Here is a 21,894-nt window from a genome sequence, read left to right as displayed (position 1 = left end):
AATGAGAATAGTACTAACTCTATTACTTGTAATTATCATGTTTAAAACCGAAGCGCAATCTTCGGTTTTAACTGTTGCAGATAGTTTATATCTTAATGGAAATTATAGCAAGGCCATATCAGCATATCAATCGTATACTAATCAAGATGAGGTTTATGATAAAATAGCAAAATCGTATGTAGCTTTAGGTAATTACGACCAAGCGCTTCATTTTTATAAACTAAATATTGAATCTTATCCTGATGATGCTTTAACCAAATATGAATATGCAAAACTCTTATCAAAAACAAAACAATTCGAAGCGTCTATTGAAGTCTTTAATGAATTGATGAATATTGATTATCGCAACCCAAATTACCATTACGAAATGGGTTTGGCTTTAGAAAAAATAAATGATTCTACAGCTATAAATCGATTTAGAACTGCTTATGATTTAAATGACACTCACCAAAAAGCCATCTTCAAAATAGCGAAGTATTTTTTAATAAAGCGCAAGCATGAAATTTCACATCGTTATATAGATAAAGGCTTAGAGACTTATGAAAACAATGTTGAATTGATCAGTTTAAAAGCACAGAACTATTATTATCAAGATTATTATAAGGATGCTAAAGTTTGGTTTCAAAAACTGATTGACTTAGGTGAGTCTTCAGAATTTATACATGAAAAATTAAGCATCCTTTATGCTGAGTTTTCAGAATATGAACAAGCGATTGCACAGCGTAAATTAGTATTAAATTATAATCCATATGATTCTAATTCCCTTTTTGTTATAGGCACTTATTATGAGCGACTTAATGATTTTGATAATGCAGAAAAGTACATGTTAAGAGCTATAAAACTTAAGGATGTTCCTTTGGATCATGAATACCAAAAACTTGGAATTGTACTCAACAGACAACAACGTTATAAAGAAGCCATCGAAGCCTTCAAAGTGTCTTTAAAAGAAAATCCAGAAAACATCTCTTCTGCATTTTTTATTGTGACGACTAAAGATCATTACTATGCTGATATTGATTCAAAAATTAAAGCCTATCAAGATTTTATTGATAGTTACCCTAAAGCAACATTTTTGAGCTTTGTTAAGCTTCGTTTAGCAGAATTAGAACAAGAAAAATTTCTTAAGGTAAAGGAGTAAATACATATAATATCTAAAAAAATTGTACTTTTCGCGTTCAGTTATACACACATGAAACGCATATTCATTTTCTTATTACTTATCAATGTAATGTCTTGTGAATTTTTCGAGAAGAAAAAAGTGTATTCTGAAGAATTATTAGAAAATGAAATGGAACTATTTACATGGAATGATGTCGATGAATATCCAACGTTTTCGTCTTGTGATTCGACCATAGGAAAGGCTAATAAAAAACAGTGTTTTGAAAATACGCTAAGAGATATTTTAAATACCAATTTGTCGCAATATCACATTGTTGTTTTAGAATCTATTGAAGATACGGTTCAACTAAAAATTACAATTGATAATAAAGGTGAGTTTTCAATTAATTCTATTGAGAGTAGTACATTGACAAAGCAGCAAATTCCACAATTAGATAGTTTATTACGTCAAAGTTTAGATTCATTACCTAAAATATTTCCTGCAATAAAGCGTAGCCAACAAGTGACTACTCAATTTAGTTTGCCTGTTATTATTAAAATCGAATAGCTAATTTTTGCATTAATCTTAAGATCTCTACATAGAGCCAAATGAGTGTTGCTAAAAGTCCCCAAGTTGCAAACCATTCTTTATACTTAGGCGCCTTGTTTTTATAACGCTCAATGTAATCAAAGTCTAAAAGAAGCGCAAAAGAAGCAACCATTGCAGCAATACAATTAAAGACAATAGCAAACCAAGAAGTTCCCCAAATGTAAGACTTGATACCAAAAAAACTTAGTATCAATGAGATTATATATACAACCATTATACTTACAGCAGATGTAATAATGACACTTCTTAGTTTTTTTGTAACTACAATAATTCTTGTTTGATATAATAGGAGCATCACAAATAATGTCACAATAGTAACACCAATTGCTTGGTATGGTAATTCAGGAAAGTTTTTATGAGCAAAAGCTGAAAATCCACCAAGAAAAACACCTTTAGCAATAGTATAAAGAGGTACTAAAAAAGGAGCCCAATGATGTCTAACTGAAATGATTACACTTATAATTACTGAAGCCAACATGCCACCAATGGTAAGCCATTTTACAGACATACCTTCTTCATTAAGTTTCCAGATATAAGAGGTGATAGCAGCTATAACGATAATACATACTATTGATTTAATCAAAATACCAGATACAGTCATTTTCTTATTTGAATCATTCTGGTCTTCCCAAAAGTATTCTGAAAATACTGGATTGTTGGTTTTGTAATTAGATAAGCGCATTATAATTTAAACTTGTATCCTATAGAAAAGTCTGTTGAAAAATTACCTTGATTATCTAAAAGCAATGCAAAGAGTTCATTATAAGCTAAGGTGATGAAACTATTTTTACTAACATTAATATCTGCTCCAACTCCAAAAATAAAAGGCACATCAAAAGCTGTTTCGTTTGATTTTTCAGTAGTAATGGTACCACCTTTATCTGTTACAATTGTGGCATTTGAAAAATTAAGTGTTGCAAATTTCATATTTCCATATAAACTAAACGCTTCTTTATTAATAACTCTAAAACGATAGCCTAATGATAATTCTGTAGTTGAATATTTAATGTCATCTTGTTCAGTCACATGTTTTAGTTGCATAAAAATAGCATGTCTAGAAATACGTTCCGTCTCTAAAATTTCAAGCTCTGCACCAAATAAGGGCGTTTTTTCATTATTCGGATTGGTCACAAACGGACTATTAGTCATACCTCCAAAAACACCAAGTCTAAATTGAAATTTACTTCTACTCACATTAGATTCATAGTTGCTATCTACAGAAATATTATAGTTGTCTATAAATTCTTTTAAACTAAACAATGTGAGATTAAGACGTTTTGTAGACATGGAGTTTCCTGTCAAGTCATTAAGTAAGGTCTTATATTCTTCTTGGAATTTACGGTCTGTTTTAGTGTTAGTGAGCTCAGTTATGGTATTGTCTTCTGTTCTTACGAAATAGCGATATTTACTATCTATGATATTCCAAAGTAAATCTAATTTACCATCAACTTCAGTTTTTAATTCTAAAGTTTCACCATTTATTGTATAACTCTCTTGTGCTTGAAGAAATGAGACACTAAGAATAAAGCTTAAAATACAGATTATTTTTTTCATCAGGACATGGTATTGTTATTCCTGTAAAACTAACAAAAATAAATGACAAAGCACTATTTGGAATATGCTCGATCTTTCCATTTATAACCTTTAAAAACCGATAGGAAAACGATGTAAACTGAAAAGAATGGGTATATGAAACTAGAGAAAAAGAAAGAGGTCAAGTGCGATTCCTGATTAAAAAACCGACTTGTTTTGAATAGCAATAGAAAATCAATACTAAACTTAATTATAAATGTATATAGCAGAGTTTTTAATGATATGAAATTGGCAAGAACTAATAGTGGAGAACACACCAAAAAGCCATTCATTAAAAAAGCAATCAGTCCTGTAAGTTTTCCAAAAAGACTATTATAACTTGACGTTTTTGCAGCCCATCTTACGCGTTGTGAAACTAAACTTTTAAAGTTGGGTTGAGGTGCAGTTTGCACTATAGCACTTTCACTTTTTAAATAATGAATTTGCTTTGAATTTTTTCCTATTATTTTCTGCAATAAGAAGATGTCATCACCACTCGAAATGTGAGAATTGCCATTAAAACCATCCAATTCTAAAAAAAGTGTTTTTGTATATGCTAGGTTTGCTCCATTACATAAAATGGGTTTATGTATTCCAAAACCACCAATACCAATGCCTTGAAGGCTTAAAAAATCAAGCAACTGAAAACGTTTTAAGAATGAAGTCACTTGATCATAAGTGACTGGAGCGATAATAAATTTTGTGTCATTTTTTTGAATACAACAATCAAAAGCATCTAACCAATATTTGGGTAATTTACAATCGGCATCTGTAGTAATAATCCATTCAAATTTAGATTTAGAAATGGCTTTTGTAATGGCATCCTTTTTTGGAGAATTTGATTTACCATCATTTGTAAGTATCGTGAAATCGATCTTAGTGTTGCTAAGTTTGCTTCTGATGAGTTTTACCGATTCATCTTCAGAATCGTCATCAATAAATAAAATTTCAAATTTGTGTTTTACGTATTTCAATTCTAAAATAGAATTTAATAAATCTGGTAAATTTTCAGCTTCATTCCTAAACGGAATAACAATACTAAAGTCAATTTTAGGTTTTATATCCTCTAGAGGCATTGATTTTACTTTATCAAATCCAATAGTAAAGCAGCCAATTAGAAGCAGATATAAAATGATGATAACGATAGTGATGATTAACATTACAGGTTAGTGTCTTTTGATAAATTAAAATTTAGTACGTAGTAACTTCCAAACAAACTAGGCAAAACAAAATTAAGTAGCCACATTAAAGTTATTATACAAAGTGTCGTAAAATCGTTTACGCCAACAATAGTAAATAAATATACTGCGACGCTACTTTTTATAACCACATCAAAAATAAAAACGGAAGGAATTACCGAAGCTAAAACATACATTGAAGTAATCACAATCATAGCATTATAATAACTCACATTCACTCCAAAAATAGTTAGTAAATAATAAAATTGAAAGGAAAATACAAGATACCTAACAATAGATAAAACGAGACCTAAGATTTTTGTTTTAGCAGAAATGCTTTTAAAAAACGCTATCAAACGTTCTATAGAAACTCCTTTAATTTTAAAGTTATTTTGTTTAAGTCCAAAAGCAGTAAAGAGTGCAATAACAATTATTACGACTAAAAACCGAGAGACTTTTAAATAATTAATATCTAGTTCATATTTAGAATTTAAAAGATATAAACCAATACTGCCAAATATAATAGTAGTACTCATTTGCATCATATTGCCTAAAAAGTTAAGTAACACAATTTTTTTTCTTTTTCCTGACGGATAGTAAATAGCTTTGGCACCATATTCACCGATTCGATTTGGTGTAAATAATGAAGCTGTTAAGGATCCTAAACTTTGTTCAAGTGCATTTTTAAAACTTATTTTTTCTATTGTTGTAACTAGGATTTTCCATTTTAAGATTTCTAAAAACCAATTAAAAAGGGTTAGAAATAGTAAGAAAAGTGTGGTTTTGGTTGAAAAAATGTTGTTTTCTTTCAAAAATTGAAGAAAAACATGAAAATCTAGTTCTTCGTGTTCAATGAGTTTTTTGTAAATAAAATAAAATGCACCAACAACAATACTTAATTTAATAAGTAAAAGAAAGAATTGTTTAGTTTTGTAAGGAAGGCTTCCTAAATGCATAGCACTTAATGTAAGTTTCTCAAGTAAAAATAAACCATTATAATAACATGACTTCGATTTTTAAAATTCAAAAGCATAAAATAGTAGCTGTAACCTTATTGATTACAATGTTTTCATATGCTCAAAGAGATTCCAACAAATGGAAAGCTCAAATTGCTTTAGGTTTAAATAGTCCATCTCAATCAGGTTTTGTTGAAGGATTTGAATCAAAGGCAATGAATTTTCCGACAATTAATGCAGGATTCCAACGCATGTTTAAACCACAATTTGGAGCAAAACTCGATTTTGGGTTTAATAGATTTTCAAGTGATGGCGAATCACCAGAATTTAAAATAAATTACACTAGAATAAATGTGCAGTTTGTCTATGATCCTACAATTACGTTTTTGCCAGAACGAATTGGTTTAGTAACTCATGCAGGACCAGGTTATAGTATTGTAAAGCCTTTAGGTGATTTTGCAAATAATAAGACGTCATTTTTAAATGTAATGGCTGGTCTTGAAATTCATTACGCCATGAGTAAACGCATGTCTTTATATACTGATGTGTCGTATATTCTTGGATTAGGAAGTGATTTTGATCCAATAACAGAAGGCTTTGGTTCATTTAATGGCAATTTGATGACCATTACCTTCGGAATCACATTCTCATTAAGTGGATGTCAATATTGCTAATTAATGGCTAAAGAAAAAATCATATTAGGTATTGATCCAGGTACAACAATTATGGGTTTCGGACTCATAAAAGTGGAAGGAAAGAAAATGACATTCCTGCAACTTAATGAACTAGATTTGAAAAAATATAGTGATCATTACCTCAAGCTAAAACTCATTTTTGAACGCACTATTGAATTGATTGACACACATCATCCTGATGAAATTGCAATTGAAGCACCTTTCTTTGGTAAGAACGTTCAAAGTATGTTAAAATTAGGAAGAGCACAAGGTGTTGCAATGGCAGCTGGTTTATCTCGCGAAGTTCCAATTACAGAGTATGCGCCTAAAAAAATTAAAATGGCAATTACAGGAAACGGAAATGCCAGCAAAGAGCAAGTGGCCAAAATGCTTCAAAGTATGTTAGGTTTAAAAACCTTGCCTAAAAATTTAGATTCTATGGATGGTTTGGCTGCAGCAGTTTGTCATTTTTATAATGAAGGTCGTATTGAAGTTGGTAAAAGTTATTCTGGTTGGGCAAGTTTTGTAAAGCAGAATGAAGATCGTGTGAAAAAGTAGAAAAATTGTTTAACTGTTTATTCGTTTAACCGTTGGTTTGTTATTCCGCACTTGATGCGGAATTTATTTTTATGAATTTGAAAGATTTATTTTTTAGCAAATATTAAAATTAATGTCAGGCATTTACATTCACATACCATTTTGCAAACAAGCGTGTCACTATTGTGATTTTCATTTTTCAACAAGTTTGAAGAAACGAGATGAAATGGTTGTTGCTTTGGCTAATGAAATTCAATTTAGAAAAGAAGAATTTAAAAACACGACAGTTCAAACTATTTATTTTGGTGGTGGAACACCAAGTGTATTAACAATTAAAGAGCTTCAGTTCTTAATCGATGCGGTATATAGTGCTTATGACGTGGTTTCAAATCCTGAAATTACACTCGAAGCCAATCCTGATGATTTAATAAAAGCGCAATCAAATCAGAATTTGTCTGTTCGAGCGCAGTCGAGAACTGTTTTTGAAGACTATAGAAGCATTGGAATCAACCGCTTATCAATAGGAATCCAATCTTTTTTCGAGTCGGATTTAAAGCTCATGAATCGTGCTCATAATGCTGAAGAAGCAAAAAGTTGTTTAGAAGAAGCGACACAATACTTCGATAATATTTCAGTTGATTTAATTTATGGAATTCCAGGTTTGAGTAATGACCATTGGAAACAAAATATAGAAACGGCATTGTCCTATAACATTCCGCATATTTCAAGTTATGCACTTACTGTTGAGCCAAAAACGGCATTGGCTAGTTTTATAAAAAAAGGACTCATTGAGAATGTAGATGATAATCAAGCACATGAGCAATTTCATATGTTAAAAGATATTTTGGAAGCTTCAGGTTTTGTGCATTATGAATTGTCTAACTTCGGAAAAGACGGTTACTTCAGTAAAAATAATTCAGCCTATTGGCAAGGGAAATCTTATATAGGCATTGGGCCTTCAGCGCATTCGTTTAACGGAAAAGAACGTGGTTGGAATGTGCGTAATAATTCAAAATACATTAAGGCTATTCAAAGTAAAATACTTCCAATAGAAACAGAGACTTTAACCATTATAGATCAATACAACGAATATGTAATGACAGGTTTGCGTACGATTTGGGGAATTTCATTTCATAAAGTAGAAAATGACTTTGGCATAGTTTTTAAGGATTACTTAATTGAACAATCCAAAATTTTTATACACCAACATTTATTGTATATTGATGATGGACATTTGAAAGTTACGAAAAAGGGACAATTTCTCTGTGATGGAATTGCTTCAGAACTGTTTAAACTTAATGAATCTTGATTACAACAATACAATACAATTCTAGAAAATTACAAATAGATTTATCAAAACCGTTGGATATTTCAATTCCAATGAGAGCTTCAAAATCTAATGTGAACGCATGGTATATTGATGAGCCAAAAATAGAACCCGTTGAATTAGATGGTTGGATAGGGAAAGTTTCTGAAGGTGCATTTGTCAATTTTAATAACATTCAGTTTAATCCGCATGCACATGGTACACATACCGAATGTGTAGGTCATATTACAAAAGAATTTCATTCGGTAAACAAAAACTTAAAACAGTTTTTCTTTTTAGCAGAAGTTGTTACTGTTGCTCCTGAACAAGAAGGTGAAGACACAGTAATTTCTAAAACACAATTGCAGTTTGCTTTAGGTAATAAAAAACGTGATGCGATTGTAATAAGAACAATGCCAAACATGAAAGATAAATTGTCTAAGCAATATTCTAAAACCAATTGGACATATTTACATGAAGATGCCGTTCAGTATTTGGTGAGTAAAGGCATCAAACATTTGTTAATTGATTTGCCAAGTGTTGATAAAGAAGAAGATGAAGGCGAACTCAAAGCACATAAAGCCTTTTGGAATTATAATGGAAAGCTTCGGAAGGATTGTACGATAACCGAGTTTATATACGTTCCAAATAATGTAGATGATGGTGAGTATCTATTGAATTTGCAAATCGCTCCATTTGAAAATGATGCCACACCAAGTAAGCCTATTTTATTTAAAGTATTAGAATAAATCAAATAACTCTGTCACTTCGAGCGCAGTCGAGAAGTCTATTATGACAGAAAAATTACATATGGAAACATTTTTTATAATTATAATAAGCATCTTAGTAACCTTAGGTATTGTTACTTTGATTAAACAATTCAGTTTAAAAAAACGAACCAATTCCCAATCTGTGATCTTGCTAGATAAGATTAAGAAAGTTTGTAAATTTATTACTGTTGAAGGCGATTTTGCTGAGATTTATCATTACGAAGACGTAAAAGAACGTTTTTTGAAACTAGTAACTAGTCGTAAAAAAGCATTAGTAGTCATCAATGCAAAAGCACATGTAGGTTTTGATTTGTCTAAGATTCAGTTAGAGTCTGATATAAAAACTAAAACAGTTAAGCTTTTTCATTTTCCACAGCCTGAAGTATTATCTATTGAAACCGATTTAAATTATTACGATAAGTCTGATGGCATGTTTAATAAATTTGAAGCTTCAGATTTAACCGAATTACACAATGAGGCTAAGCTTCATATCATGAATAAAGTTCCAGAAAGTGGTTTGTACGAAATTGCTAAAAAAGAAGCGTTAGATTCGGTGTTACTTATTGAAACCATTGTTGAGACCATTGGTTGGAAACTGGATTATTCAGCTTTAAAGATAGAAGATAAAACACCTAAAAACCTTCAAGAGTGATTGAAATCTCAAAAGATAAATCGCGTTTAGATGTTAATTTAATTCATGAGTTTTTGACTGAAACCTATTGGGCAAAAGGTCGAACAATAGATGAAGTTAAAACATCAATTGACCATTGTTTATGTTTTGGAGTCTTTTTAGAAAATATGCAAATTGGATTTGCACGTATTGCCACAGATTATGTGGTTTTTGCCTACTTAATGGATGTGTTTATTCTTCCAGAGCATAGAGGAAAAGGATATTCCAAACAGTTAATGAAAGCGGTAAATGAAGAACCATTGTTGCAATCGTGTAAAGTTTGGATGTTAAAAACATCAGATGCACATAAACTATATAGCCAATTTGGATATAGTGAATTGCGACATCCAGAAAAAGTAATGGAACGCATTTTGAAATGAATTTTTATCATTCCACATTTGATGCAGAATCCATAATAATAAGAAGAATGAATATTGAAGACTACAGAAACTACTGCATGAAAAAAAAAGCAGTAACAGAACATTTTCCTTTTGACCAAGATACGTTGGTATTTAAAGTCTTAGGAAAAATGTTTGCATTAGCCTCATTAAAACGTTGGGAAAATGGTAAAGGATTTATCAACTTAAAATGTGACCCAGAATATGCTCAAGAACTAAGAGCAGAATATGAAAGTGTAAAACCAGGCTATCACATGCATAAACTACAATGGAATAGTGTGTACATTCATACTAGCGAATTACAACCGAAATTTATTTGTGAACTAATTGATCATTCCTACGATATGGTTGTTAAAGGCATGACTAAAAAAATGAGAGAAACCTTAAAATAATAACTGTACTTTTGAATTATAAAATATAACAATGAGTTTAGAAAGAGAATTAAATAAGAGAGCAGAAAGTAAATGTGAATTATGTGGTAATAATGAGCATTTAGCAGTTTATACACTTGCACCTGTAAAAGAAGTGAGTTTGAATAGGTCAATATTAGCATGTAAAACCTGTACGAGTCAGATTGAAGATCCAGAAACAACAGATGCAAACCATTGGAGATGCTTAAATGATAGTATGTGGAGCGAACATCAAGCTGTTCAAGTTACTGCTTGGAGGATGTTATCTAGATTGAGAAGTGAAGGTTGGCCTCAAGATTTGTTAGATATGATGTATATGGAAGACGAGGTTTTAGAGTTTGCTAAAGCGACAGGAGAAGGTGAAGCAGATCCAGAGCAACTAATTCATAGAGATGTAAATGGTGTTGTGCTACAAGTAGGAGATTCGGTAGTGCTTATTAAAGATTTAAAAGTGAAAGGATCTAGTTTGGTTGCAAAGCAAGGAACTGCAGTTAGAAACATTAGATTAGACCACGAAAACGAAAAGTATATTGAAGGTAAAGTTGGTCCTACACTAACCGTTATTATAACCGATTTCGTGAAGAAAATATAATGCCATGCTTGAGGTAAGACCAACCTGTGAAAACTGTAACAAAGCATTGTCTTTCGATTCTAAGGAGGCTATGATTTGTACATTTGAATGTACATTTTGTAAGGATTGTGTAGATTCGGTTTTAGAGCAAGTCTGTCCAAATTGTGGAGGAGATTTTGAAAAACGTCCTGTTCGTCCTGAACATTTGTTGGAAAAATATCCGGTTTCGACAACTATTGTCTACAAACCTGTTGACCTTAAAAAGCATCAAGAACGTTTAAATAAAAACTAAACTTATGTCGAATTTTAAACCTTTAATAATTATTGCTTTTTTTAGTTTGTTTTCATTTCAAGAAGCCTCAGAAAAAGAGTCGTCTTCGGAAGCATTACAAGCTATAATTGACAATTATCAAGATCACAAAGGGTATGACAGAAATGAATATCCTTTAGGTGATTATTCGAAAGCTTATTACAAATCTGAAGCTGAATTTGCCCAAACAACGTTGGATGAACTTTCTAAAATTGAATCTAAAACGTTAACTGAAACGGAACAAATTTCGTTAACACTTTTAAATTTTGTGTTACAGGATCAAATTGATTATTATGAGTTTGAAGGGTATTTGAATCCGTTATTGTCTGATTCAGGATTTCATACGAATTTAACGTATGAAGTTAGACCATTAACCAATTATTGGCAAGTTCGAGAATACCTAAAAAAACTAAATGCAATTCCTGAGTTTGTGAATCAAAACTTAGTGCATTTACGTGAAGGTTTAAAAAAAGGTGTGTCTCAGCCAAGAGTTATTTTTGAAGGTTATGAATCGACTTATGATACACATATCGTCGCTAATTTTAAAGATAGTTTTTACTATTCGCCATTTAAAAACCTTCCTAATGAACTGACTGAAATTCAGAAAGATTCTGTTTTAACTGCTGCAAAAAAAGCTATTGAAACTAGTGTTACACCTCAATTTAGTCGCATTAAAACATTCTTTGAAACAGAATATTTTCCGAAGACAAGAACAACTCTAGGAGTTTCAGAAACACCAAATGGAAACGCTTATTATCAAAATAGAATTAATTATTATACCACAAGCACACAATATTCTGCGGATGATATTCATCACATTGGACTTAAAGAAGTCGCTCGTATAAAAGCTGAAATGGAAACGATTATTAGTGATTTAGATTTTAAAGGTAGCTTTGAAGATTTTTTCCATTTTCTAAGAACAGATAAACAATTTTATGCTGAAACGCCTGAACAATTATTAATGATTGCTCGTGATATGGCAAAACGTGCAGATGCACAATTACCTCGTTTTTTTAAAACATTACCTCGTAAACCTTATGGAGTTGCTCCTGTTCCTGATGCTATTGCGCCAAAATATACAACAGGTCGCTATATTGGCACATCTAAAGAAAGTACAGATCCTGGCTACTATTGGGTAAATACTTATAATTTACCAAGTAGAACCTTATATACAATGCCTTCTTTAACAGTTCATGAAGCTGTTCCTGGACATCATTTACAAGGGAGTTTAAATAATGAGTTAGGTGATAGTATTCCTAGATTTAGAAAAAACATGTATCTGTCTGCTTATGGTGAAGGTTGGGGTTTATATTGTGAGTTTTTAGCAGAAGAAATGGGAATGTACACGACACCTTATGAACAGTTTGGTAAGCTTACGTATGAAATGTGGAGAGCTTGCAGATTAGTGGTTGATACAGGCATTCATGCTAAAGGATGGACACGTAAACAGGTTGTAGATTATATGGCTTCAAACACAGCATTATCAATTCATGAAATTAATACTGAAACTGATCGTTATATTTCATGGCCAGGACAAGCATTATCTTATAAAATTGGTGAACTTAAAATTAGAGAGCTTCGAAAAAAGGCAGAAATGACATTAGGTCCTAAGTTTGATATTAGAGAGTTTCACGATGTGGTTTTAAATCAAGGAACAGTTACTCTTTCAATTTTAGAGGATAGAATTAACAATTATATCAAAAAAACGACTACAGATTAAATCTTTTTAAGAACTGTATTCGTGTGTTTTATCGGATAAAAAATCCCATTCATAAATCTAATCTTACCAATTATACATTTAGTCGAAAATATAGCATAAGTTGTTTGTAATTTTGGATATTGATGTTAGAAATCATTGATTTAGCGCCAAAATTTACAATGAAATTAACCTCAAAATACTATTATTATGGACTTAGAAATTACAAACTTAAATAACTTTTTTACAGTAAAAGGAGCTTTAGATAGACACAACATTTATTTGTTTAAAAGTAAATTCAGAAACGTTTTTGAAAAAGCAGATGCAATCACGATTAGTATCGAAAATTTAAAAAGTATCGATAGATATGGTGTAAATGCAATTGCTCAATTACATAATGAATCAATCGTAAAACAAAAACGTTTGTCAATTATTGGTTTAGGATGCAAGGAGGTATTTAATCATTTCAAAACTAAAGAAAAGCAAACAACAACAACAACAACAGCTGCTTAAATATTATAATGCGTTTTTTTGATGATTAAAAAATGCATCAGCTTGAAGTTGCATTAATTCTCTTGCTTTTTTGCGCTTGTACGTATAAAGTTCATCTTCTTCTGCAATATCGTTATAGATTTTATTATTCAGTATTTGATCGGTTTTCAGAAGAACCTTGCGTTCGTTTACTTTTTGTTCTACCCACGTTTTAACTGCAGTTTCTGCATCTTCTAACTTATAATCATATTCTCCTTTTGGAGATAATAATTTTGCAAAAATTGGAGACGTTTCGATGGCCAAAAACAACAATAAAATAAATAAAGATGGTAGCCAAGATAATTCCCCTAAAGCATTCACGCGAGCCATTAATCCATCAAAACCATCAATGACTGGTTGTGATGTTAGTACTTGAGTGTCGTAGTCTGTTTTTAATTGTTCTATTTGGTTTTCAGCAACTAAAATTTTTGCTTTATTATCTGATTTGAGTTGTTGCAATTCGGCTAAAGCAGCATCGTGTTTTTCTCTTTTTTCTTTATAAACTGGACCTTTTCCTAAAAGGTTTGTTCCTGCTGTGCCTTCAGCTTCTGAAATATAAGTGCCATAAAGCGCATTAACTTCAGTTTCTTTAGTTTGAATTTGAGATTGTAATGCTTTTATATGACCTTCAAGCGCTTCAACATTAGGTGTGAATTGTTGCGCAATTTGAGTTTTGTTAGCTAAGGTTAAATCGTTTTTTTGTTCTAAAAGCACTTGATTGATTTCCTTTTCAAATATTTTTAATTCTAAAGGCTTCGAAATCACAACAGCAATAATCACTGCTAAAATTAAGCGAGGTGAGGCTTGTAAGATTTCGTCCATGATATTATCACGTTTTTTAATTGTAGACACAATAAAACGATCTAAATTAAAGATGAGTAATGCCCAAACAAAGCCAAAGCCAATTGCTGCATAAAGATTATCAAAGACTGTAAATAACGCATAACTACAAGCAATAAATGCCATTACAGCAGTGAAAAATACTGTGGCACCTATGCCAGCAAATTTGTTTTGTTCGCCAATAGAACATTGGTCTAGAATGTCTGTGTCTGAGCCAGAACAAATGATGAAGAATTTTTTTAACATGATGATTTGATTTTGATTGATTGTCTATTAGAACGCAAAAAGCAATAATTTGTTACATTATTTAACAGAAAAAGCCTCAGTATTGAGGCCTTTGTGTCATCGTAATAATTCTTTTTTGTAAAGTTCTTGTCCTTTTACGCCAACAAGTTTGTCAGAGATTTTAATTGCTATTGTAGGATGAACATTACCTTTAGAATCTTTAATATCAAAAAACTGTACAATACTACCTGCAGAAATTTCTTTTATATATGCCTTTGAAATATCATTTAATGTGTTTCCGGAGATGCTTTGCGTTGGCTTACCTAGAACCTTGAATTTAAAACTCTTTACATCAGTGTCTTTTAAAGTTAGTTTCAATTTTTTGAAATCATATTTCCTTAACGTCAATTGATCTCCAACAGGTGTTTTCCGTTAACTTTAACAAGCTCTTTGCTTTTTTTCTGTTTTAAAACCTTTTTTGCTTTATCCTAATTATCATTTGGAGCTTTTGTGTTTGTAGTCAAAAACACTCTAGGGTTGTTTGTTGTAATATCTTTGGTGAATATGTTTAGGTCATCATTATTTTTAATGAGTTCAATGGCTTTATCAGAAGATATATTTTTACCTTCATAGAAAAAGGTTGCATCTTTTTTTGCCATATTTATAATATGATCTAAACGCGATATAGGTTTAGGAGGAGAAGGGATGTCAACTACACTTTGCTGATTATTAGGTTTATTGTCTTTAAATTCTGCAACAAGTTTATGATCGCTATACACTTTAGTAATATATTGACCAGGAATAATGTCTGATGCATTGACCTGATTTTCGCTAATTAAACGCCCTTTTATAGAGACTTCGTATCCTTTTCGGTTATAGTATTTTGTAACGTTATTAATTGTTATATAATAATTTGGCAGACCATTAATGTTAATGAATCCAGTCTTGACTTGATTTTCTTCTAAAAGTGAAACTGTAGACTTTTGGGTTTGAGTATTGAGATATTCTTTTACTTTTTGCCATTCTTTTTCATTTAGAGAATCTTCAAGTTGCTTTAATACATCTTTAGGAGACTTTACTTTGTTCTTTTGATTTGGACTCATCTTAGTATAAATATCATTTAGATATATAAGATTAGCTTTTCTGTTTTCTGAAACTGTTTGAATACGTTTAGAAAGTCTTTTGTATGTGTAAATGGTATCCATTGTTGGAGGAGGAGGAGGAGGAGGACATTCAGGGAAGGATAGTGCGTTACTCTTTTGTTCATCGCTCATTAAGCCATAAAGGGTTTCAAGACGCTCTAGGTCTTTTCTTTTTATAATACGTTTGTTTTTTGGTTGACTGTTGTAGTGTTTTGCGAGTCTATTATACTCATCAATTTGTTCTTGAGTTGCTTTTTGATTGTTTTTTTTGGCACTGTTAGGAACTATTTCTTTACTAGAACAAACCGTTATTTTTTTTACGCCAATCTCTCTAAGTTTTAATATCAAAGTTTGTGAGCTAATCGATTTATTATTTAAATTATATTTTATGGCTATTTCAAGGTTATTGTTTTCATTAAAATAGTTTTCAATCATTTCAAATGTAATGACTTCATTGTCTTTTAGAAGTTCATTGTCATCGTTTAAATATAAATCTAAGCTTTCAACATGAGGTTCTTGTAAAGGTGCTTCTTTTTCAACTTCTACTTTTTCACTAAAACCATAAAGTGTTAATGCAATTAGAGGTAGAATTAATAAAGTTCTAAGCCATACAGATGTTCTTGATGTTTTTGTTTTCATAACTGTAAATCGTTTTTTGATGGATGAATAATTGATGGCATTTGCCAATTGAGGTTCATTAGCACTTGATGAGAATGCCAATAATAATTGTTGATAGGTTGATGGTTGAATTCCGTTATGCAGCACAGCTTGATCTGCTAGAAATTCATGATTAAGTTTGACGTCTTGTTTTAGAAAATAGATTAGTGGATTAAACCAAAATATAATTTGAGAAATTTCTAAAATAAGGACATCAATACTATGTTTTTGTTTGGCATGTGTTTGTTCATGAAGGATGACTTCTTTGGGAATTTCGCAATTTTCAAATTTGTCTTTATTAAAAAAAATATAATTAAAAAATGTATGTGGTATGTTCAAATTTTTAACAAGCACATTGATGAAATTTGCTGATTTATATCTGGGATTATTCCTTATTCTTGAGATTATTCTGTACAAGTTAATACAGAATTTTAGAAGAAAAATAAATACACCTAAGCCGTAAATACTCCATAAGATGAAAGGTATATAATCTGTTGGTGTTTCTTCGGGAAGAGTTTCAATAATCTCAAAAGCTGGTGTTACAAATACTTTAGTGTTTAAAATTATAGGCTCAATATATTCTATAAATGTTACTGAAGGTATTATGAATGCAAGCATCAATGTACTCAAAAGATAAAAACGTTTAAAGATGTGCGCGCTTGTTTTTTCTAAGATCAATTTATAGAAGATCATGAAAATAGCAAGACAAGCACTAAATTTTAAAAGGTAAATCAACATGATTACTTGTTTTTAATTTCGTTATCAATTAAGGCTTTTAAATCTTCTAATTCTTCTTTTGTTAAATTGGTTTCTTTGGTAAAGAACGATGCAAATTGACTTGCACTATCATCAAAAAAAGTCTTGATTAATGTATTAACATGTTTCGAGAAGTAATCTTTTTTCTTAACCAATGGAGAGTATTCTCTAGATTTTCCATAGAGTTTGTATGTAACAAAACCTTTGTCAATCATGCGTTTTAATAAAGTTGCAACTGTAGTTGTTGCTGGTTTTGGTTCTGGATAAGCCTCAAGTAAATCTTTCATGAATGCTTTATCTAGTTTCCATAAATGTTGCATGAGTTGTTCTTCCGTTTTTGATAATTGCATACTTCTACATGTTTAGAGTTTGTTCTACAAATGTAGAGTAAAAAAATGAAATTCCAAATTTCTACGACATATATTTTGCTAAAATCAACTATATTTGATGAAATTTAAAAGAAAAATTGCCCACAATGAAGACTTTTAACGCTACTATTTTATGCCTTTTTTTATGTGTGTTTAATTCTTATTCGCAATCTGTACAAGATATTATTAATCAAGTTGATATTGATGTATTATCATTAATACTTCAAGAATATAGTGGAGAAGTTAGTACCATTGTTGATGGCAATACCGTGACCATTACAAATAGACAACAAGCTAATAATGATTTGGCTGCAGATTATTTAGTTGAAAAACTTGAACAATTAAATAATATCACTATTACAGATCAATCCTTTAATACTAATGGAAGGAATATTATAGCAACACAAATTGGGAAGACTAATCCGAATGATATTTATATCATTTGTGCACATTATGATACTGTAGCAGATTATTGTGCAGATGATAATGCAACAGGTACTGCAGCAGTTTTGGAAGCTGCCAGAATTCTATCTACTCAATGTCTAGATAATACGATTGTTTATGCCCTTTGGGATGAAGAAGAAATTGGTTTAAATGGATCTGCTTTTTATGCAACTCAAGCAGCTGCTAATGGCGATAATATTTTGGGAGTTTTAAATTTAGACATGATAGGTTATGATAGTGATGCTCCAGGTACTGCAGGTGATAACGAATTTGATATTGATGTTAATAATTTTGCAAATTCTATAGATGTGAAGGACGATATTGTTTCGGTGTTAAATAGCTACACTTTTGATTTGAGCGTTATAGTGGTCAATCCTGGAACTTTTTCAAGTGATCATTCTAGCTTCTGGATGAATGGATATTCTGCCGTATTGTTAGGTGAGTCTTGGGAAACCAATGATGAAACACCATTTTATCATTCATCTGGAGATCGTTTTAATACTATAGATTTACCTTATTTTCTTGAATTAACTAAATTAACTACTGCTTATATGGCAACTGTTGGTGGTTTAGTTGATGTTGACAATAGTATTACAAATGCTGGTTCGACACTAACATCAGATCAATCCTCGGCAACATACCAATGGATTAATTGTGATACAAATTCTCCGATTTCTGGAGCGACATCACAATCTTATACACCTACAGTTGATGGAATATATGCTGTTGAAATTACGTCTGGTACATGCACAGAAGTCAGTGATTGTATCGTATTTGATACTTTAGGTCTAGATGATTTTTTAACTTCTGAAGTTAAAATATTCCCTAATCCTGTAAAGACAACCCTAAATGTTGAAATTGTAGATAACAACGCAACGATTGCACTTGATTTATTTGATGTGTCCGGAAAATTAGTTTTACAAAAGACCCATACAAACGATGCCATTTCATTACATATGAAGAACTTACCTCAAGGTGTTTATTTCTTAAAGGTATCATCTTCTGAAAAAACAGGAACTTATAAAATTGTAAAAGAGTAATAGTTATTTACTCAATTCCGTAAAGTACTTATAAAATAAAGGAATGGTTTCAATACCTTTAAAATAGTTCCATACACCAAAATGTTCGTTAGGAGAGTGAATTGCATCACTGTTTAACCCAAAGCCCATTAAAATAGTTTTACTCTTTAATTCTTGTTCAAACAGCGATACAATAGGAATACTTCCTCCACTGCGTTGCGGAATAGGTGTTTTACCAAATGTGTCATTATATGCTTTTGAAGCCGCTTTATAGCCTAAACTATCAATAGGAGTGACGTAGCCTTGTCCACCATGATGTGGTTTAACTTTAACTCTAACACCAGCTGGAGCTATTTTTTCAAAATGAGATTTAAAAAGTTCCGTAACCTCTTCCCATTCTTGATGAGGCACTAATCGCATCGATATTTTTGCATAAGCCTTACTAGCGATAACAGTTTTGGCTCCTTCGCCTATATATCCTCCCCAAATTCCATTGACATCTAATGTTGGTCTTATTGAGTTACGTTCGTTAGTTGAATACCCTTTCTCACCATAAACAGCATCAATATCAATTGAATTTTTATAACCTTCTAAAGAAAAAGGTGCTTTAGCCATTTCTGCTCTTTCTTCATCGGAAAGATCTTCTACCTTATCATAAAAACCTGGAATAGTAATGTGATTATTTTCATCATGAAGTGATGCAATCATTTTTGTTAAAATATTGATTGGGTTAGCAACAGCTCCACCATATAATCCAGAATGTAAATCTCTATTTGGTCCTGTGACTTCAACTTCAACATAACTTAAACCACGTAAACCTGTCGTTATTGAAGGTACATCTTGAGCAATCATTCCAGTATCTGAAATTAGAATGACATCATTTTTTAGTTTTTCTTGGTTGTTTTTTACAAATTTTGAAAGGTTAACACTACCAACTTCTTCTTCACCTTCAATCATAAATTTGACATTACAAGGCAATTGATCCGTTCTAGTCATGAACTCCATAGCCTTAACATGCATGTACATTTGTCCTTTGTCATCACAAGCACCACGAGCAAATATTGCACCTTCAGGATGTATGTCTGTTTTCTTAATGATAGGTTCATAAGGTGGAGAATCCCATAGTTCTAATGGATCTGCAGGCTGAACATCATAATGTCCATAAACCAGAACTGTTGGAAGATTTTCATCAAATATTTTTTCACCATATACAATAGGAAAACCATCAGTTTCACAAATTTCAGCATGGTCACAACCAGCTTTTAATAAGCTATCTTTAATGACATCTGCTGTTTTAATAACATGGTCTTTAAACGCTGGATCTGCACTAACAGAAGGGATTTTAAGCAGTTCTATTAATTCATTTAGAAATCTGTCTTTATGGTCATTTATATACGATTGAATGTTTTGCATGTGTATCTATTTTTAGATTCATTCAAAAATACAAAAATGAAGATGATTTTTTAGTAATTAAAGTTATTTGAATATTGAAAGTATTGTTTATATTTGCATCCCAATATTTATTGGAAAGTTGCAGGCGTGGTGGAATTGGTAGACACGCTAGACTTAGGATCTAGTGCCGCGAGGTGTGAGAGTTCGAGTCTCTCCGCCTGTACATCCTGGGACAAATCATCTTTTTTTGATTTGTCCCTTTTTTTATTCCCTTTCAATACCTTATTAACATTGGCAATCTTTAAGAGTATTGGATTGATATCTGCGGTTCGAACTTCATTATTTTCAAATTGGAACTTTTCAGGAAAAATCGAACCCAACAGCTGTCTTTTTCGGTCTATATCGCTATGAGTAAACTGTTTATCAAAAGATTCAAGTTTTTCAATCCCTTTTTTGTAAATACCCAGAATTTCTTTAGATTTTTTAAAAGTCCCTTCAATTTCTTTAAGCTCATTTAATCTTTTCTGAAGACGTTTTTTTGCACTTTTATATTCATCAGAATTGAACTCACCATCCAAATAAAGATCTTGTAACTTAATAAGTTTTAGTTCAAGGGATTCAATTTCTTGATAATGCTTTGGGCTGAGTTTTTTAGATTTGGTTTGCTGCATAAAACGATTTTCAATCATTTTGACTAATAATTTTTGAGCGTTTTTATTTAAGGAAATTCCGCTTAAAAAAGAATACATCCAAAGTTCAACATCTTCAGCTTTGTACCTTGTATTACAGGGTTTGTAACAGTGATAATAAGAATAGTATTGAGTTCTACCTTTAGAAGTACTTGCTTTAAGTGGTTTAAGACAACTGGGACATAGTACAAACCCTTTTAAAGGAAACTTCATATTTACTTTTTTGTGAGTAACTCTGTACTGTTTTGAGTTGTTATTTATAAGATCTTGTACCTTATCAAATATGGCTTCAGAAATCAAGGGCTCATGTATACCCTTTATAATTTGCTTAGGTTCATCTTGAAAGGCTTTAATTCGGATTGCTCCTTTATATAAAGGATTTCTTATGATGCGCCCAAATGCAGGCTTACTGGTTTTAAGCCCTTTCACTTGCAATTTGGTTAAGACATCTTTTTGACTATATAATCCCTTACTTAATAATTTAAATCCTTCTGTAATGAATTTAGCATCCTCATTTGGAATGAGTATTGGTTTATTTTGCTCATCACGTCCCATGCTATAACCTTTGGGTGGAGAAACACAGTAACGCCCTTCCTTCAGAGAACGTCTCATGCCAGCAGTAATATTTAAGGAACGTCTGTGGTTCTCAACTTCAGGCATGGAAAGATAAACTGCTAGCATCAGACCTTGTTCAGGAATAGATAGATCTAGAGGCTGTTCAATAGCATTCACAATTACTCCAAGTTCATTAAAGTCTTTTATTTTATTATAAGACTCGGAAGTATTCCTAGAAAACCGATCCCACTTAGTAAATAATAGTCCATCAACTTTGGATTTATTCTTTTTTATAAAATTAATCAGTTTTTTGAATTCAGGACGATTGAAAGTTTTAGCTGAATGATCATCACGGAAAATAAAGACTACGTTCAAATTATTGACTGAACAATAGTTTAATAATTTCTGTTCTTGATCTCTTAGCGAAAACCCTTTATCGGCTTGCTCATCAGTAGAAACCCTTCCATATAGTATAACGTTTTTCATAGTCTTTTAAGAATTTTGTGTTAGGTTAAGGTAT

The 21,894-nt window shown here is 31.4% G+C and carries 23 protein-coding genes, 1 tRNA gene and 1 pseudogene; 15 read left to right on the top strand and 10 right to left on the bottom strand.

Translation table 11 applies throughout. The annotated features are described in order from the left end of the window. Position 1 precedes the first annotated feature (1 nt). Positions 2-1,138, top strand: a complete 1,137-nt coding sequence (locus MUN68_RS14935) for a tetratricopeptide repeat protein (RefSeq protein ID WP_249993438.1) — start codon at positions 2-4, stop codon at positions 1,136-1,138. Positions 1,139-1,189: 51 nt separating this feature from the next. Continuing rightward, the gene (locus MUN68_RS14930) at positions 1,190-1,666 is read left to right on the top strand and encodes a hypothetical protein (protein ID WP_249993440.1); all 477 of its coding nucleotides are present in this window, start codon (positions 1,190-1,192) and stop codon (positions 1,664-1,666) included. Here MUN68_RS14930 and MUN68_RS14925 read toward each other — a convergent pair. Genes MUN68_RS14925 through MUN68_RS14910 form a run of 4 tightly spaced genes read right to left on the bottom strand, consistent with a single transcriptional unit; the run spans position 1,653 to position 5,414 of the window. Further along, the gene (locus MUN68_RS14925; RefSeq protein WP_249993442.1) at positions 1,653-2,390 is read right to left on the bottom strand and encodes a Bax inhibitor-1/YccA family protein; all 738 of its coding nucleotides are present in this window, start codon (positions 2,388-2,390) and stop codon (positions 1,653-1,655) included. The genes MUN68_RS14930 and MUN68_RS14925 overlap by 14 nt on opposite strands. Beyond that, complete coding sequence (locus tag MUN68_RS14920) at positions 2,390-3,262, bottom strand: hypothetical protein (RefSeq protein WP_249993444.1); 873 nt, start codon at positions 3,260-3,262, stop codon at positions 2,390-2,392. The genes MUN68_RS14925 and MUN68_RS14920 overlap by 1 nt, the downstream gene beginning before the upstream one ends. Before the next feature lie 53 nt (positions 3,263-3,315). Next, complete coding sequence (locus MUN68_RS14915) at positions 3,316-4,440, bottom strand: glycosyltransferase (protein WP_249993446.1); 1,125 nt, start codon at positions 4,438-4,440, stop codon at positions 3,316-3,318. Continuing rightward, complete coding sequence (locus tag MUN68_RS14910; RefSeq protein ID WP_249993448.1) at positions 4,440-5,414, bottom strand: lysylphosphatidylglycerol synthase domain-containing protein; 975 nt, start codon at positions 5,412-5,414, stop codon at positions 4,440-4,442. Before MUN68_RS14910 ends, MUN68_RS14915 begins: the two co-directional genes overlap by 1 nt. A gap of 47 nt (positions 5,415-5,461) precedes the next feature. Here MUN68_RS14910 and MUN68_RS14905 point away from each other — a divergent pair, with 47 nt between their 5' ends. The 11 genes from MUN68_RS14905 to MUN68_RS14855 all read left to right on the top strand — a co-directional run bounded on the left by MUN68_RS14905 (position 5,462) and on the right by MUN68_RS14855 (position 13,269). Next, a complete protein-coding gene (locus MUN68_RS14905; protein ID WP_249993450.1) occupies positions 5,462-6,088 on the top strand; it encodes an outer membrane beta-barrel protein in 627 nt (208 codons plus the stop codon). Between the two features lie 3 nt (positions 6,089-6,091). Next, positions 6,092-6,646 carry a crossover junction endodeoxyribonuclease RuvC gene (gene ruvC / locus MUN68_RS14900; RefSeq protein WP_249993452.1) on the top strand — a complete coding sequence of 185 codons (555 nt, stop codon included), beginning with the start codon at positions 6,092-6,094 and terminating at the stop codon, positions 6,644-6,646. Between the two features lie 112 nt (positions 6,647-6,758). After that, positions 6,759-7,934 (top strand): radical SAM family heme chaperone HemW, encoded by a 1,176-nt coding sequence (gene hemW / locus MUN68_RS14895; protein WP_249993454.1) that lies wholly within the window; start codon positions 6,759-6,761, stop codon positions 7,932-7,934. Then, positions 7,931-8,680 (top strand): cyclase family protein, encoded by a 750-nt coding sequence (locus MUN68_RS14890; protein WP_249993456.1) that lies wholly within the window; start codon positions 7,931-7,933, stop codon positions 8,678-8,680. Before hemW ends, MUN68_RS14890 begins: the two co-directional genes overlap by 4 nt. 61 nt (positions 8,681-8,741) lie before the next feature. Continuing rightward, the gene (locus MUN68_RS14885) at positions 8,742-9,353 is read left to right on the top strand and encodes a DUF4230 domain-containing protein (protein WP_249993457.1); all 612 of its coding nucleotides are present in this window, start codon (positions 8,742-8,744) and stop codon (positions 9,351-9,353) included. Then, complete coding sequence (locus MUN68_RS14880; protein WP_249993459.1) at positions 9,350-9,751, top strand: GNAT family N-acetyltransferase; 402 nt, start codon at positions 9,350-9,352, stop codon at positions 9,749-9,751. The genes MUN68_RS14885 and MUN68_RS14880 overlap by 4 nt, the downstream gene beginning before the upstream one ends. A 47-nt stretch (positions 9,752-9,798) precedes the next feature. Then, entirely contained in the window at positions 9,799-10,161 is a 363-nt protein-coding gene (locus MUN68_RS14875) for an MmcQ/YjbR family DNA-binding protein (RefSeq protein WP_249993958.1), read from the top strand. Between the two features lie 31 nt (positions 10,162-10,192). Then, the gene (locus MUN68_RS14870) at positions 10,193-10,771 is read left to right on the top strand and encodes a PhnA domain-containing protein (RefSeq protein ID WP_249993461.1); all 579 of its coding nucleotides are present in this window, start codon (positions 10,193-10,195) and stop codon (positions 10,769-10,771) included. Between the two features lie 4 nt (positions 10,772-10,775). Beyond that, the gene (locus MUN68_RS14865) at positions 10,776-11,042 is read left to right on the top strand and encodes a DUF1272 domain-containing protein (RefSeq protein WP_249993463.1); all 267 of its coding nucleotides are present in this window, start codon (positions 10,776-10,778) and stop codon (positions 11,040-11,042) included. A gap of 4 nt (positions 11,043-11,046) precedes the next feature. Further along, positions 11,047-12,780, top strand: a complete 1,734-nt coding sequence (locus tag MUN68_RS14860) for a DUF885 domain-containing protein (protein WP_249993464.1) — start codon at positions 11,047-11,049, stop codon at positions 12,778-12,780. 186 nt (positions 12,781-12,966) lie between these two features. Further along, the gene (locus MUN68_RS14855) at positions 12,967-13,269 is read left to right on the top strand and encodes an STAS domain-containing protein (protein WP_249993466.1); all 303 of its coding nucleotides are present in this window, start codon (positions 12,967-12,969) and stop codon (positions 13,267-13,269) included. Between the two features lie 3 nt (positions 13,270-13,272). Here the strand turns inward: MUN68_RS14855 and MUN68_RS14850 are convergent, their stop codons facing one another. From MUN68_RS14850 to MUN68_RS14835, 4 genes are all read right to left on the bottom strand, one after another. After that, positions 13,273-14,373: a DUF4407 domain-containing protein gene (locus MUN68_RS14850; protein ID WP_249993468.1), complete on the bottom strand. Its 1,101-nt coding sequence runs from the start codon at positions 14,371-14,373 to the stop codon at positions 13,273-13,275. Positions 14,374-14,469: 96 nt separating this feature from the next. Further along, positions 14,470-14,730 (bottom strand): hypothetical protein, encoded by a 261-nt coding sequence (locus tag MUN68_RS14845; RefSeq protein ID WP_249993469.1) that lies wholly within the window; start codon positions 14,728-14,730, stop codon positions 14,470-14,472. 110 nt (positions 14,731-14,840) lie between these two features. After that, positions 14,841-16,769: a M56 family metallopeptidase gene (locus MUN68_RS14840; protein WP_272792383.1), complete on the bottom strand. Its 1,929-nt coding sequence runs from the start codon at positions 16,767-16,769 to the stop codon at positions 14,841-14,843. A gap of 122 nt (positions 16,770-16,891) precedes the next feature. Beyond that, positions 16,892-17,257 (bottom strand): BlaI/MecI/CopY family transcriptional regulator, encoded by a 366-nt coding sequence (locus MUN68_RS14835; RefSeq protein ID WP_249993473.1) that lies wholly within the window; start codon positions 17,255-17,257, stop codon positions 16,892-16,894. Positions 17,258-17,382: 125 nt separating this feature from the next. On the opposite strand from MUN68_RS14835, the gene MUN68_RS14830 reads away from it, so the two are divergent. Beyond that, positions 17,383-18,759, top strand: a complete 1,377-nt coding sequence (locus MUN68_RS14830; RefSeq protein WP_249993475.1) for a M28 family peptidase — start codon at positions 17,383-17,385, stop codon at positions 18,757-18,759. A 3-nt stretch (positions 18,760-18,762) separates the two neighbouring features. Here MUN68_RS14830 and MUN68_RS14825 read toward each other — a convergent pair whose 3' ends face one another. Then, positions 18,763-20,151: a dipeptidase gene (locus tag MUN68_RS14825; RefSeq protein WP_249993477.1), complete on the bottom strand. Its 1,389-nt coding sequence runs from the start codon at positions 20,149-20,151 to the stop codon at positions 18,763-18,765. Between the two features lie 120 nt (positions 20,152-20,271). Here MUN68_RS14825 and MUN68_RS14820 point away from each other — a divergent pair. Continuing rightward, positions 20,272-20,353 (top strand) — tRNA-Leu (locus tag MUN68_RS14820). Positions 20,354-21,131: 778 nt separating this feature from the next. On the opposite strand, the pseudogene MUN68_RS17770 reads toward MUN68_RS14820, so the two are convergent. Next, positions 21,132-21,860 (bottom strand): annotated as a pseudogene (locus MUN68_RS17770) (recombinase family protein); the annotation flags it as partial. Positions 21,861-21,894: the final 34 nt, after the last annotated feature.

It is taken from the genome of Psychroserpens ponticola (assembly GCF_023556315.2).
GTDB classification, from domain to species: Bacteria; Bacteroidota; Bacteroidia; order Flavobacteriales; family Flavobacteriaceae; genus Psychroserpens; species Psychroserpens ponticola.
The sequence above is the reverse complement of the archived record's forward strand: the minus strand, read 5'-3'. Positions and strand labels throughout refer to the sequence as shown.